The 14,764-nt window shown below is 36.4% G+C and carries 5 protein-coding genes and 5 tRNA genes; 3 read left to right on the top strand and 7 right to left on the bottom strand.

Annotation, left to right across the window (positions count from 1 at the left end; all coding sequences use genetic code 11):
• Positions 1-818: 818 nt before the first annotated feature.
• Both ACKI42_RS04000 and dnaE read right to left on the bottom strand, forming a co-directional pair.
• On the bottom strand, positions 819-3,887 hold the full coding sequence (locus tag ACKI42_RS04000) for a T9SS type A sorting domain-containing protein (protein WP_407402689.1): 3,069 nt from the start codon (positions 3,885-3,887) through the stop codon (positions 819-821).
• 323 nt (positions 3,888-4,210) lie between these two features.
• Positions 4,211-8,878 carry a DNA polymerase III subunit alpha gene (gene dnaE / locus ACKI42_RS03995; RefSeq protein WP_407402687.1) on the bottom strand — a complete coding sequence of 1,556 codons (4,668 nt, stop codon included), beginning with the start codon at positions 8,876-8,878 and terminating at the stop codon, positions 4,211-4,213.
• Positions 8,879-9,159: 281 nt separating this feature from the next.
• On the opposite strand from dnaE, the gene ACKI42_RS03990 reads away from it, so the two are divergent.
• Both ACKI42_RS03990 and ACKI42_RS03985 read left to right on the top strand, forming a co-directional pair.
• Positions 9,160-11,274 (top strand): S8 family peptidase, encoded by a 2,115-nt coding sequence (locus ACKI42_RS03990; RefSeq protein WP_407402685.1) that lies wholly within the window; start codon positions 9,160-9,162, stop codon positions 11,272-11,274.
• A gap of 74 nt (positions 11,275-11,348) precedes the next feature.
• Complete coding sequence (locus ACKI42_RS03985) at positions 11,349-13,421, top strand: thiamine pyrophosphate-dependent enzyme (RefSeq protein ID WP_407402683.1); 2,073 nt, start codon at positions 11,349-11,351, stop codon at positions 13,419-13,421.
• 112 nt (positions 13,422-13,533) lie between these two features.
• On the opposite strand, the gene ACKI42_RS03980 is transcribed toward ACKI42_RS03985, so the two are convergent.
• The 5 genes from ACKI42_RS03980 to ACKI42_RS03960 form a co-directional block, all read right to left on the bottom strand.
• Positions 13,534-13,606 (bottom strand) — tRNA-Met (locus tag ACKI42_RS03980).
• Positions 13,607-13,643: 37 nt separating this feature from the next.
• A tRNA-Met gene (locus ACKI42_RS03975) sits at positions 13,644-13,716 on the bottom strand.
• 36 nt (positions 13,717-13,752) lie between these two features.
• Positions 13,753-13,825, bottom strand: a tRNA-Met gene (locus ACKI42_RS03970).
• A 38-nt stretch (positions 13,826-13,863) separates the two neighbouring features.
• A tRNA-Met gene (locus tag ACKI42_RS03965) sits at positions 13,864-13,936 on the bottom strand.
• A gap of 36 nt (positions 13,937-13,972) precedes the next feature.
• Positions 13,973-14,045: transfer RNA gene (locus ACKI42_RS03960), tRNA-Met, on the bottom strand.
• Positions 14,046-14,145: 100 nt separating this feature from the next.
• Here ACKI42_RS03960 and ACKI42_RS03955 point away from each other — a divergent pair.
• Positions 14,146-14,757, top strand: a complete 612-nt coding sequence (locus ACKI42_RS03955) for an L-threonylcarbamoyladenylate synthase (protein ID WP_407402681.1) — start codon at positions 14,146-14,148, stop codon at positions 14,755-14,757.
• Positions 14,758-14,764: the final 7 nt, after the last annotated feature.

Genomic DNA, 14,764 nt, shown 5'->3' with positions numbered 1-14,764 from the left:
AAGGCGATGGTTTACTGCCTTTTAAAATTCGTTGTAGCGTTTGTGTGCTTGGGATGTTACCATTGTAAGTGTTACGAACTATATCTTTGGTGACATTCAATTAGCATTGTATAATTCAGTTCTACTATTAAGTTCAAGAAGCAATCACTTTCTAACACAATTTTGCATCACTGGGGATAAATTGGTATTCTTATTTAAAATTTTTGTGTTGGACAAAATAAAACTCCTTGTATTCACCTACGCATCGTTTCTTATCCGCTGTATCGAATAATTTTATCCATACCCTTATCGGAAATGAACAGAGTATTTAGGGTCAAGAGGAAGCTTGTGTTAAAAGAAGATCATAAACAAAAACGTTACATGAAAGGTTCATAATCCAAGCATTTTTCAATGGCTCATGGCCCAATTTATATAAGTTTTAAAAAAGCAAACAGTCAAGCATGAACAGGATCGGATGGGTAAAACTACATACTTCAGAGTTCAAAGGCTAAAATTATTTCTCGTATAACTTAAGTCTTTTCATTTTAAAGCAAAACAACTACATATTTATCAACATTAAAATCATCCGACCTTAGTCATAATGTTCTAGCATTTTTCCATAAAATTTCGACCAATATATCAGCAAGATTTAAACTATAACATATAAGGTTTTGCAATGGAAAAAAAAGACAGATGGTAAATATAAAATACCGATAAATTTTATGTTTAATAATCCCTAGGGGTCTTTAAGCTAGGCACCAATAATATTAATTTTATTATTCAAAAAAGAAACGGCAACTGTACTTAGTTGCCGTTTCCTACCAAATTTCTAAAAAATATTATTTTTTTATAGCCTTAATAGTTTGTTTGGATCCGTCTTTCATGTTTAAAACAATCATAAACATTCCAGATTTCAATTCAGATAACTGAAGTTGAGAAGATGGATTATCAATTGATTTAACTAATCTTCCAGCAATGTCAATAATAGAAACAGATTTCACATTTGAAACATCAGATATAGTAAGAACATCTGCAAAAGGATTCGGATATACGGTAATCGTATTTTTATTTAATTCTGATTCAGAAGTTCCTAAGCAAAGAGCAGGATCTGCTGTAGCAGTAACCAGTTGTCTTGCAGATTCACAACCTGTAACTACTTTCCAATCGTAGAAATAATAATATGAAGTACTTACAGAATTACCACTCAAATTACCACCTGTAATAGACATAACTCCTGGAATACTCATTGGGTAAGCCCCCCATGAAGTTCCAGATTCACGTATAAGCTCAGAAATATTTCCTGATTTCGTTGTCATCATCAATTTATAATTTGTTCCAGGAGTGATCGCAAAATTTAATGGAATAAATGTTTTTGTAGGAGTTGCAGTACCTGTTAAATTAACAGTAATTGTTTGAAGCATTGTTGCTGGAGAAACGTTACCATTTTGTAATTGAATTGTAACTGTACCCGCTCCTGTACCTACGGGATATACATATACACCCTCTAGGTTAAAATCAGTAATTGCATCAAAAAACAGACCTGCAGATAAACCATATCCAGCGCTAGACATTGCGTTGACCAAACCTACATTAGCGTTTGTTCCTGTATAAGCTGAAGCATAATAATTTGTTGTACTAGAAAGAACTGGCGTAGTAAAAACGTTTCCAGTTGCTATTGGAACACCCCCAGTAGAAGCGTCATACCAATTGATATTTGCTCCTGCTGCAGTAGTTGCATTAAGGGTGGTGACGTTACCTGGACAAAATGAATTTCCTGTCGCGGTAATTATTGTAGGCGGAGAACATAATGTAGTAAAAGTAGCAAAATTTTCGCTCCAAATACTTCTATCGTTGCCTACACATACAGATCTTACCCAAGTGTAATATTTAGTAGATGGTAATAACCCATTAATTGATGCTGAAGTAGTAGAAGAAGACATAGAATTGGTAGCATCCAAAACGGTTGTCGCCGTAGGTGCTGTACTAGATGTACTGTAGTATACTTGGTATCCATTTGCAGGAACCGTATTTGGTGAAGTCCAAGATACTGTAGCTCCCGAAGGAGTAATAGTAGAAGTTGCAACTGATACTGCAGTTGGCTCTACACAAGTAGGCATCAGTTCATAAACAACATCATCTATAAATAAACCGTTGGCTGGTGACCCAGTATGTTTAAATGCCAAGATTGTTACACCTGCTGGAGCCGTTATGTTATTTATAAAAAAATCATTCGGTACAGTAGTACTAGTGGTAGTAAATGAACCGAGAGAAGTAAATGTAGTTTGATCATTTGGGTTTGTAAGATAGCCCACCTCAACTATACCCCCTATGGTAGAATTTGATCTTGCTTTAAACTTCAACTTATATGCTCCAGATTGCAGTGTTGACAATGGTGACATTGAAACCATCGCAATATTCGTTGCAGTAGATGAATAAATATAAAGAACATTCGGACCACTCATTGCAGTACTTGCTTGTGTATATGCAGTACCAGTAGTTCCAACTTTCGCCCAGCACGATGGTAGTGCTGCAGGAGTTATAGAATCAAAATCCTGTGTAAAGTCTGCAACTAGCCCGCACGGATTAATCACAACAGATGCTGAATTTGTAGATAATGAACTCGCAGAACATGTAACAACACATCTGTAATAAACTGTAGCACCCGCAAAAGGAATTGGGGTATAACTAGACGTAGTAGCACCTGTACCTGCTGCAACATTTGTCCAAGTTGTATTATCAGAAGATTCTTGCCATTGGAAAGTAATACCTGATACTCCTCCACTATAACCTGAAAGCATCAACTGAGCAGGAGTTTGACCATTAATCATAGATTGTGTAGATGGCGTAATGGTACCAGAAGTTGGAGTTCCTGCGCATGGACTTGGTGGTGTCCAAGTATAAGTAAGACCCGTCTCGGGCACCATCATACCACCTGTAGCCGCCGCTCCTTTAAATGACAAGGTTGCTGTATTACTTGTACCTGAGGTAGATGAAGACCAGTTTGTAGTAGTAGTTCCTGTTCGATTATTATAATCTACTGGACTTAGAGCACCTTTTAGTCCTACCTGTACAGTACTTGCAGTAGTTACCTGCGAAGAGGCAATATTATTATAAACTGTTTGTATAGCATTAGTTCCTTCAAATAGTTTTATTTGAAAATTCAGCACATCTCCACTACCACCATATCTGCTAGAATTTTTCCATTGTACCGTTAGTACACGTGATCCGACATTCCCAGATGTTGCATAAGAAATATTATCATTTGCCACAAAATACGCTGTTGCAGAAGTACTGCTAGCTGTTGCATTTGCAGACATAGTGATTACATTACCATTTACCGCAACTACTGTAGTACCTGCAGGTATTTCAGATCCCACAATACGCATACCTGCCGTAATGTTACTTGCCAACCCTGTACTCGTACCCGTAAGAGTAAAAGTGGGGCTACTAATAGTACGTGTAGCATTAGCAGCTCTAAAACCTCCAACTAAATCTAACCCAAATGCAGAAATAACATCATTTGTATTGGCAGCTGATGATGAGATAGGTGATGAACCAGTACCGGCAGTTGCGGAACCCGCAATAGAACCAAGTCTTATATATCCATCGGTACCTATAAAGAATCCATCGTATATAGTTCCTTTATAAGTAAAATTGAATCCGATAGGAAAAGCATTGAAAGTTCCAGAGCTTGTAGTCCCATTAATTCCTCCTGTACTATTATGAAAATAATGGCTATCAAAGCCACTTGTAGCAGATGGTAACAGTTCCATATTGGTACCACCCGTAATTGGTACATAATTACCAACTGCTTGTGTAAAAGAATAACTCGACACTGTTTGAGCCATTGATGTACTTGTAACGAATAAAGATAATGCGAGTACAGCATATCTTTTTCTACAATTCATCACATTTTTTAAATGAGAAAGATAATTCATATATAATTGATTTAGAATGGCTACTAAATTAATAAATATAATAACACAAAATATTATTTAATGAATATTTATCATTATTATCGCACTTTTATTTATATAAGATTTATTTATTAAGAAATTTTAATAAAATTTTAATAATTAGAATGCAGTAATTATTATTTCTATTATAGTTGACATTTAGAATAAAAAACTTTCATCTATCTAAGACATCAGATTATTAATCTCCAATGATTTATAAATAAAAAAAGTGACCAAAGCCACTTCTACAATCTTAATTTCTATTTTTTTAGGATTTAGTTTAAATAAAACTCATATTTATTGAGCAAAGCAATTTCTTGAATCAAATCTCCATTCAGATCTACAGTATATTTTGTAGATTGTAGTTCAATATGCTTTTCGTCCTCATCGTTTTTAATGTAAACTTTAAATTTTTTATCTCCTTTATTTTGTTCAAAAACATTTTCAAGGAAATTGAGGTCTTCCTTACGAAAATCCATTACATCCATCACCAAAGAGATACTTTTGGCAAATTTATCAAACGCTTCCTGAAGCTCTATAACATCCGTCACGTTCACGAAAACTCTACCATCTTTTACCTGTGCAAATTTAATCTTCAAGATAACAAAACGTTGCACCTCCAACTTCTCTTTTAGGCGCATATAATCTCGATCTCCCAATCTGAAAGAGTAAGATCCTGAGTAATCCTCAAGCATTAAAAAAGCCACTTTTTCACCACTTTTGAATCCATCTTGTACTCTGTATTCGGTGATGAGACCCGCCACTGTAAATTCTTTGCCTGAACCCCCATTTTCTCTTTCTTTTTGAAGTGTTTTCCAATCCTTCTTCTTTTCCTCAAATAATTCTGTGGAAGTGTTAGCAAATGCCTGCTCCTTGTAAGCATCTACCTCATCCAAATTAAGGAAAGAGAAGTGACCTTTTGGCTCTGCTTTCTTCAAAGATTCTTCTATAATTTCATCTTCACCTGCAATAATATCATCCGAAACAATATCTACACTTTCTGAAACCTCATCCGGAATATCTATCTCCAAAATGGGTGCAACATCAGCATGGATTGTATTTTCTAATCCCTTCTCTAGAACAGATTTTTTACTTAATTGTCCCTGGATAAACTGAAAGTGGTATTTGAATTCATCCAACGGATGAGCCGAAAGATAGAAACCAATAATTTCTTTTTCTTTATTCAGTTTATACATATTGGGCCACTCTGGGCAAGGCGCCAGCTTGGGTTGTTCTATTTTTATCTCATCCGCAAAATCTGCAAACAGCGAATTTTCTACTTCATTTTTACTTTCTTGGAAGCTTTGTCCGTATCTCAATAGCCTTTCAATGTTGGTTTTCCCGGATGGATCTATATCAAAATATTGTCCTCTATGGAATGGAGCGAGCTCATCAAAAGCACCTGCAATCACCAAACTTTCTGCTACTCTTTTGTTCATCTGAGAAGAAGGTATTCTTTCTAAAAAGTCATACAAATTTTTGAACCTTCCATTTTCTCTTTCTTTATTAATGGCTTCACTTGGCCCTTCACCAATTCCTTTGATTGCCCCCAAGCCAAAACGAATTTGCCCTTTGTCATTTACAGAAAACTTATACTGAGATTCATTCACATCGGGTCCTAATACATCAACACCCATAGATTTGCAATCCTCCATGAAGAGTGTTATCTGCGCGGTATTGTTAATGTTATTACTCATTACACTCGCCATATACTCTGCTGGATAATTGGCTTTTAGATAAGCCGTATGATAAGCAATAAGTGCGTAGCAAGTAGAGTGAGATTTGTTGAAGGCATATTCTGCAAACGCTTTCCAGTCATTCCATATTTTTTCTAAAGGACCTTCTGCCAGATTATTTTTCCTTCCTCCTTCTATGAATTTTGGGTACATCTTATTCAAAACATCAATCTGTTTTTTACCCATTGCCTTTCTCAGTGTATCTGCCTCCCCTTTTGTAAAGTTGGCTAATTTTTGAGACAAAAGCATTACTTGCTCTTGGTAAACGGTAATTCCGTAGGTTTCTTTTAGGTATTCTTCTGTTTCTTCAAGGTCATAAACTATTTCTTCAATACCATGTTTTCTATTAATAAAATTCGGAATGTACTTTATTGGTCCTGGACGGTACAAGGCATTCATGGCAATAAGGTCGGCAAAAACAGTAGGTTTCAGCTCTCTCATATATTTTTGCATGCCTGGACTTTCATACTGGAAAATCCCAATAGTCCTACCTTCCTTGAAGAGTTGATACGTTTTTACATCGTCTAAAGGTAAATCGTCCGGGTTAATGTCTACTCCATGTCTTTGCTTGATCAACCTTACCGCATCTTTGATAATGGTAAGCGTACGAAGTCCTAAAAAGTCCATCTTTAGAAGTCCTGCACTTTCTGCCACCGAGTTATCAAATTGAGAAACCAGAATATCGGCATCTTTCGCAGCAATAGTTACTGGTACCAAATTACTTACATCTTCCGGTGTTATAATAACTCCACAAGCATGTATTCCTGTATTTCGTATACAACCCTCCATCTTTTGTGCACTCGCAAGTACATCAAAGCGTGGATCGTCGTTATTATTAAGGATAAACTTCATCTCGTCCACCAATTGTTGGTCTTCGGGTTTTAATTTATCATATTTGGACAAAGCTTTAGCAATATTCATCCCTGGCGCGGGTGGAATAAGTTTTGTAATATTAATTGTTTCCGGAATTGATAAATCTAATACACGTCCTGCATCTTTTATCGCAGACTTACCACCCAACACAGAATAGGTGATAATCTGAGCAACTTGGTTTCTTCCGTATTTGTCAATCACCCATTTGATAACTTTATCACGACCTTCATCATCAAAATCGATATCAATATCGGGCATAGAAACCCTTTCAGGATTAAGAAAACGCTCAAATAGCAAATCGTATTTAATGGGATCAACGTTGGTAATTCCAATACAGTAAGCAACTGCAGATCCTGCTGCAGATCCACGTCCAGGTCCAACCCAAACTCCCATATTTCGCGCCTCATTACAGAAATCTTGTACAATAAGGAAATATCCTGGATACCCCGTATTGGCAATTACATCCAACTCGAAATCCAAGCGTTCTTTAATTTCGTCTGTAATTCCGGTTTCTGTATATCTTTTCCTAGCTCCTTCATAAGTAAGGTGCGTAAGGTAAGCCATCTCTCCCCTTTTGCCGCCATCTAGTTCATCCTCAGCATGGAGAAACTTTTCCGGAATATCAAATTTCGGCAAGAGAACATCTCTCTTTAAAGTGTAGGGACTGAATTTTGGCAAAAATTCTTCATAGGCTTCAAACGCATCTGGATAGGCTAAAAATGTTTCTTTTAGTTCTTGACTATTTTTAATGTAATATTCTGTAGTAGCTAGTCCGCGTCTTTTTCCAAAGCCTTTTCCAACGGGTGTAGATTGCTTTTCGCCATCTTTGATACAACTAACGATATCTTGAATATTAGAATCGTTTTTATGAGTATAGTAGGTCTCATTTTGGGCTAAAATTTTAACATCATACTTATCCGCAAAGTGCAACAAAACATCATTCAAGTGCTCTTCTTCTGGCAGTTGATGATTTTGAATTTGAACATAAAAATCGTCTTGAAATGTATCTTTCCACCACTTGAAAAGTTCTTCCCCTTTCTGCTCACCTGTATTTAGGATGGCTTCTGGGATATCTCCATTAACACCAGAGGTAAGCGCTATCAAACCTTCCTTATATTCGGCAATAACTTCTCTACTAATTCTTGGTACTCCGAAATAGAAACCTTTTAAGAAACCTATACTCGATAGCTTTGCTAAATTTTTGTATCCATTAAAATCCTTGGCAAGAAGCACAACTTGTGTTCTTTTGTCGGGATCATCTTTGGTAAATTGTTTTTGCTCATAACGATCTGAAATATAAAATTCGCAACCCACCACAGGGATTAAAGGCTCAGAAATAGGTTCTTCTTCCGTAAATTCGGTTCCGTTTTCTTCTGCTTCTTGCTTTTTGGTTACATATTCTTTATGCTTCTTCGCACGATCGGAGTTGGCAGATTCAACAGCTGATACAAATTTGAATGCACCCATCATGTTCCCAAGATCCACCATACCTACAGCAGGAAAACGATCTTCTGTAGCTCTTTTGATAAGATCTGAAATACTAGAAGTAGCCGTAAGCGTTGAAAAAACACTATGATTGTCAAAATTAAAATAGCGTCCAAGATCTACATCATCTACACTCCCTACATCTGCTTTCTTTTTTTTATTATTAAAATCTGCAACTTGCCTTCTTACAATAATAGGAAAAGGCTTTATAGGATCAGGATACAGCGTTTGAAAATAAGCCAACTGATCTTCTGAGGTTTTCAAAATTTCTGATGTGATAATGCCTATCCTCATCATTTCGAAGAAAACTTGCGCTGTCGCATTTACATCGGCTGCTGCGTTGTGTGCTTCATCAAATTTGTACCCGTATAATTTTTCGTATAATTCTTCTAGCTTCGGAGATTTGTATCTTCCTCCTCTTCCACCACCTAGTTTGCAATAGTCGGTTCCCAAAATCATCGTATCCGCTTTGGGTTTCTCTTGCAGATTATCCGTCATATTTTTACGGAAAAATTCGGCACCTACAATATTGTAATCAAACTCTACATTATGACCAGAGACTACCCTTACACGCTCTAGAACTTTAGAAAACTCTTCTAAGATCTCTTGTAAATCTCGTCCTTCTACTTGGGCAATTTTCGTGGTAATACCATGAATTCTTGCCGCGTTGAAGGGAATATCATATCCTTCTGGCTTTATTATATAATCCTGATTCTCTAGCAGCACACCATTATCATCGTGCAGCTGCCAAGCAATCTGTACCATTCTTGGCCAGTTATCTGAGTCTGAGAGTGGAGCATTAAAATTCTTTGGTAAACCAGTGGTTTCTGTATCAAATACTAAGTACATGGATGGTTTTAAGGTTTAAAAAAAGTAAGTTGTAAAGTTACTCAATTTTTTTATTAAATAATTTTAAGAGATATATGAATGGTCTAAAATTGTAACTTAGAAGAAATACTTTTTTCAGAATATTATTATACTAAATTTCCTCACAATATTTGGAAATTAAATGTTCCAAAATTGGTGTATTAATGTAAATTTAGTGAATACTTACTATTATTAATTAATGAAATAATATTTTTTATATATATTTGCTAATAAATAAATTAATATATAGTTTACGTAGTATTATGAAAAAACATTTACTTTTAATAGGAACATTAGCAATAGGCTTTTTAAATGCACAAAGTAATGATGTTCTTAACAAAGAATTTGCAAAACAAAACAAAGAAAATACAGCAAAATTTGATGCTTATATTGCCAAACGATTTGGTGCAGATAAATCTGCTGAAACCTTGAAAATAATTGAAGAGGAAAGAAAGAATCTTGCTGGTTTTGTATTTGATTTGCCTTATTTTTTTCAAGAAAATGATCTAAGACAAGTATCAAACTCTAATGCAGACAACTTAAATACCGCGGGTGGAGTTAATGGACTAACTGGTGCTTTCAATGGAGAGGGTATTAAATATACAGTTTTTGACGGGGGAAGAATTTTTGAAGCACACAATGCTTTTAATAACCTACCTAATAGGATTACCAATTTAGAGGATGCAATACAGTCTTATTCTGATCATGCAACAGGTGTTGGTGGATTTATTGGATCTAAAAGTGTTTCATTAACATCTGGCACACCTCCCATACCTGTAGGTAACATAAAAGGTGTTGCCATGAATTCTACAATGGATAGTTATATGTTTGCAACAACTACTCTTCCGGGAGCAACTTCCCCATCTACAGTATTTCAAAAAATTCTTACAGCTGCACCTAAAATTTCTAACCACTCTTATGGTGTGAATTCTGGATGGACAGAGACATATAGCTCAACTGCTCCATATCCTTTAACTGCATACAACTGGAATGGTGGCTATCAAAATGGAATTATTTATGATTACAACGGTACTTATAGTACAAATGACTATAATTACGATTTGATAGTTTCCAACAATCCATCATATATCATCGTTAAATCATCAGGTAATTATTTTGGTATGGGACCAAATGCTACAAGTGGCACTGCCCCTAAATATTATAGAAGTGCAAATGGTGCATGGGTTCCTTTTCCAGCTACTGCTACATTACCTTCTGATAATTGTTCTCAAGGATATGATTGTATTGGCCCTGGTTCATTAGCAAAAAATATTATCGTAGTAGGTGCAACCGACATTATTACAACCAATAATTTTAAATATACAACTTCAAGTGATGTAGTACGTTCTTCATATAGCAGTGCTGGACCAAGAGATGATGGTGGTATTAAACCAGACATCTCAACGGTAGGTACCAATGTTTATTATCCATCTACAAACGCTACTGGTAGTAGTTCTTATGCTGGTGGCAGTGGTACATCCTTCGCAGCACCTGTGGTAACTGGTATCATTGGATTGTGGACGCAAATAAATAAGCAGCTCTTCAATAATGCAGAACTTAATGCAGCTTCGGCAAAAACCTTAATGATTCACTCTGCTTCTGAAGCAGGAAATATAGGACCAGATCCACATTTTGGATGGGGATTCATCAATGCTAAAAAGGGTGCAGAATTGCTAGTTGCAAAATCAAATAATTCAATAGTTTTTAATGATGAAACATTGATAAGTGGTACTACCAACACAAAAACTGTTATTGCTTCTGGAAGCGAGCCGCTTAAAGTAACTATATCTTGGCTAGATCCTCAATTTAATTTTCCTGACCAGTACATTAGCGATGTCTATAACAATAGAATATCTAGATTAGTTAACGATCTTGATGTTAGAATTATTGATACTGTAACTAATACAGTTTACCAACCATGGAAACTAGACGCGGATAGCCCAATGACTCCAGCAACTAAAGGTGATAATACTGTAGACAATGTAGAACAAGTGGTGATAGATGCTCCGGTTTCAGGTAGAACATATAGAATTGAGATTACTAATAAAGGTACTTTAAAGAACAGTGAAGGATTAAATGCTCCACAAAATTATTCTATTATGACCACCGGGTATACTAGTTTATTAGCCTTAGGAGAAACATCTAAATCTAATGAAATAATAATTGCACCCACTATTACAAAAAATTATGTGAAAATCTTGAAAGCACCTGCAAAATCAAAATATACTATATTAGATTTAACTGGAAAATTAATTCAAACGGGTACAATAAATTCTGAAGAAAATAGTTTAGATTTTTCTTCATTCAGCAATGGAATCTACATTATCGAATTGAAAACGGATGCAGAAACTATAACTAAAAAAATTATTAAAGAATAATTATCATTCAAATATAACAATACAAAATACTAACAATCGTTAGTATTTTGTTTTTTTATGTATCTTTGTTTTCTATGGAAAATACACTGCACCAAAAGGTTTCACAAGATATTTTACTCAAAGCTTATCACCATATGATGCTTGCTAAGGCAATGGCGGATATCTATGAGGAAAACAGATCGATTTGTAAATACGTACATAGCACTTCTAGAGGACACGAAGCTATACAATTGGCAACAGCTTACCAGTTGACAAAAGAAGATTGGGTTTCACCCTATTATAGAGACGAAAGTATTTTGTTGGGTATAGGTTTTGAGCCATACCAACTGATGCTTCAATTGCTGGCAAAAGCAGAAGATCCATTTTCTGGTGGTAGATCGTACTACTCGCATCCATCGAGCAGAGACGAAAGTATGCCAAAGATTATCCACCAAAGTTCGGCTACAGGGATGCAGACTATTCCTACAACTGGTGTAGCTCAAGGTATAAAATACATTCAAGAATTCAATTTACAAGAATTTGAAAATAATCCTGTTGTAGTTTGTAGTTTGGGTGACAACTCTGTAACGGAAGGTGAAGTAAGTGAAGCATTTCAGTTTGCTGCGCTACACCAACTTCCTATTATTTTCTTGGTTCAGGATAACGAATGGGGAATTTCTGTAACCAAAGAAGAAGCAAGAACTTGTGATGCTTACGATTTTGTTGCTGGTTTCACAGGTCTTGGAAGAGTTCGTGTAGATGGAACCAATTTCGAAGAAAGCTATATTGCCATGAAAAAAGCAGTAGACTTTGTAAGAACAGAGAGAAAACCACTTGTAGTTTGTGCAAAAACAGTACTTATCGGACATCATACCTCTGGTGTAAGAAGAGAGTTCTATAGAGAAGAAGACGAAATAGCAAAACATAGAGAAAAGGATCCAGGTGAGATCATAAGAATTCAACTTTTGGATACTGGCGTAGATGAAGCTTTACTAAAGCAGATTACCAAAAAAGCTAGATTAGAAGCTGAAGAAGCATTCGAAAAAGCTCAAAAAGCAGAAGATCCGCTACCAGAAACCGTGATGGATCATGTTTTTGCTCCGACACCAATAACTGAAGAAGTGGGTGTACGCGAACCAGAAGGAGGAGAAAAAATAGTAATGGTAGATGCTGCCATCCACGCGATACAAGAAATCATGTGGAAACATCCTGAAGCTTTATTATACGGACAAGATGTAGGTGAAAGAATTGGAGGTGTTTTCCGTGAAACCGTTACGCTGGGCAAAAAATTCGGAAAGAAAAGAGTTTTCAATACAGCAATTCAAGAAGCTTATATCATTGGATCTACCACTGGAATGAGTGCCGTTGGATTAAAACCAATTGTTGAAGTTCAGTTTGCAGATTATATTTACCCAGGAATCAACCAATTAATTACTGAAATTTCTAAATCTAGCTATTTGAGTAATGGAAAATTCCCTGTCAGCAATATTATCAGAGTACCTATTGGAGCGTACGGCGGTGGCGGACCTTACCATAGTGGAAGTGTAGAAAGTATTTTAGCTAATATTAAAGGAATCAAGATTGCTTACCCAAGTAATGCAGCCGATTTCAAAGGATTATTAAAGGCCGCTTATTATGATCCTAACCCAATAATTATGCTAGAACATAAAGGGCTATATTGGAGTAAAGTTCCTGGTACAGAAGATGCAAAAACCATAGAACCTGCAGAAGATTATATTTTACCATTTGGAAAAGGAAAAATTGTAGTTGAGGCTGAAGAGTCTGTAATTAAGAAAGGTAATTCTGTAGTGGTAGTTACTTACGGAATGGGAGTTTATTGGGCGAAAGAAGCCGTAAAGAGCTTTAGTGGAAACGTTGAAGTTATTGACCTAAGAACCATCTGCCCGCTAGATGAAGAATTGGTATTCGAGCGTGTAAAAGCGCACGGAAAATGCATTGTGCTTACAGAAGAGCAAATCAACAACTCTTTTGCGGAAGCCTTTGCTCACCGTATATCCAAAAACTGCTTTAAGTATTTAGATGCTCCTGTAGAAACTATGGGATCTATCAATACGCCGGCAGTTCCTATCAATCTGGTATTGGAAAAAGCTTATCTTCCAAATGCAGAAAAATTAGCTGCAAAAATTGAAGAGATGTTGAAATACTAAATATATTTCTAAAAATATAAAATCGGGTCTAATGCTTTATTAGATCCGATTATTTTTGGCTTAAATATTTAAACAAAAAAAAGAGAACCACCATGTGATTCTCTTTGCTTAGTAGCGGGAACCGGACTCGAACCGATGACCTCCGGGTTATGAGCCCGACGAGCTACCTACTGCTCTATCCCGCGATGTATCTTTAGACTCTTACCGAAAGAGTTAACTTAGTAGCGGGGACACGACTCGAACGTGCGACCTCCGGGTTATGAGCCCGACGAGCTACCTACTGCTCTACCCCGCGATGTATCTTTAGACTCCTACCGAAGGAGTATCTTAGTAGCGGGAACCGGACTCGAACCGATGACCTCCGGGTTATGAGCCCGACGAGCTACCTACTGCTCTATCCCGCGATGTATCTTTAGACTCTTTACCGAAAGAGTTAACTTAGTAGCGGGGACACGACTCGAACGTGCGACCTCCGGGTTATGAGCCCGACGAGCTACCTACTGCTCTACCCCGCGATGTATCTTTAGTCTCCTACCGAAGGAGTATCTTAGTAGCGGGAACCGGACTCGAACCGATGACCTCCGGGTTATGAGCCCGACGAGCTACCTACTGCTCTATCCCGCGTTATTGGACTGCAAATGTACGATTTTTTTCTACAACTGCAAGTTTTTCTTTTAAATATAGCATTTTTACTGAAATTATATTTTATTCGTACCTTTGTCTTATGGCAAAAATATTGAAAATATATCCGGAAAATCCTCAGGAAAATCTTATCAATGAGGTGGTTAAAACGTTAAACAATGGAGGGATTATTATCTATCCATCCGATACTGTTTATGCACTAGGCTGTAATATTTTTGATATTAAAGCCATGGAAAAACTGGCTCAAATCAAAAAGACGAAACTAGATAAAGCCAAATTTTCAATCATTTGCAACGATCTAAGTCACTTGTCCGATTTTACGAGACCTGTAGACACTTCAATATTTAGATTTTTGAAAAGCCATCTTCCAGGGCCATTCACTTTTATACTAGAAGCCAACAAAGCATTGCCTTTGGCTTACAAAAACCATAAAACAATCGGAATTCGTGTTCCCGATCATCCAATTCCGCAGCTTATAGTAGAAAAATTGGGTCATCCTATTGCTTCAACTTCCATTAAAGATGATGATGAGGTAATAGAATACTCTACTGATCCAGAACTAATCGCTGAAAAATACGACCATTTGGTAGATATTGTAATAGATTGTGGTTTTGGAGACAATGTTGCATCTACCATTGTAGATCTTACTTCGGGCGAACCAGAACTGATCCGTCAAGGAAAAGGAATTTTGTAGAAATACC

Source organism: Chryseobacterium sp. (assembly GCF_045629545.1).
Lineage (GTDB): Bacteria > Bacteroidota > Bacteroidia > Flavobacteriales > Weeksellaceae > Chryseobacterium.
The sequence above is the reverse complement of the archived record's forward strand: the minus strand, read 5'-3'. Positions and strand labels throughout refer to the sequence as shown.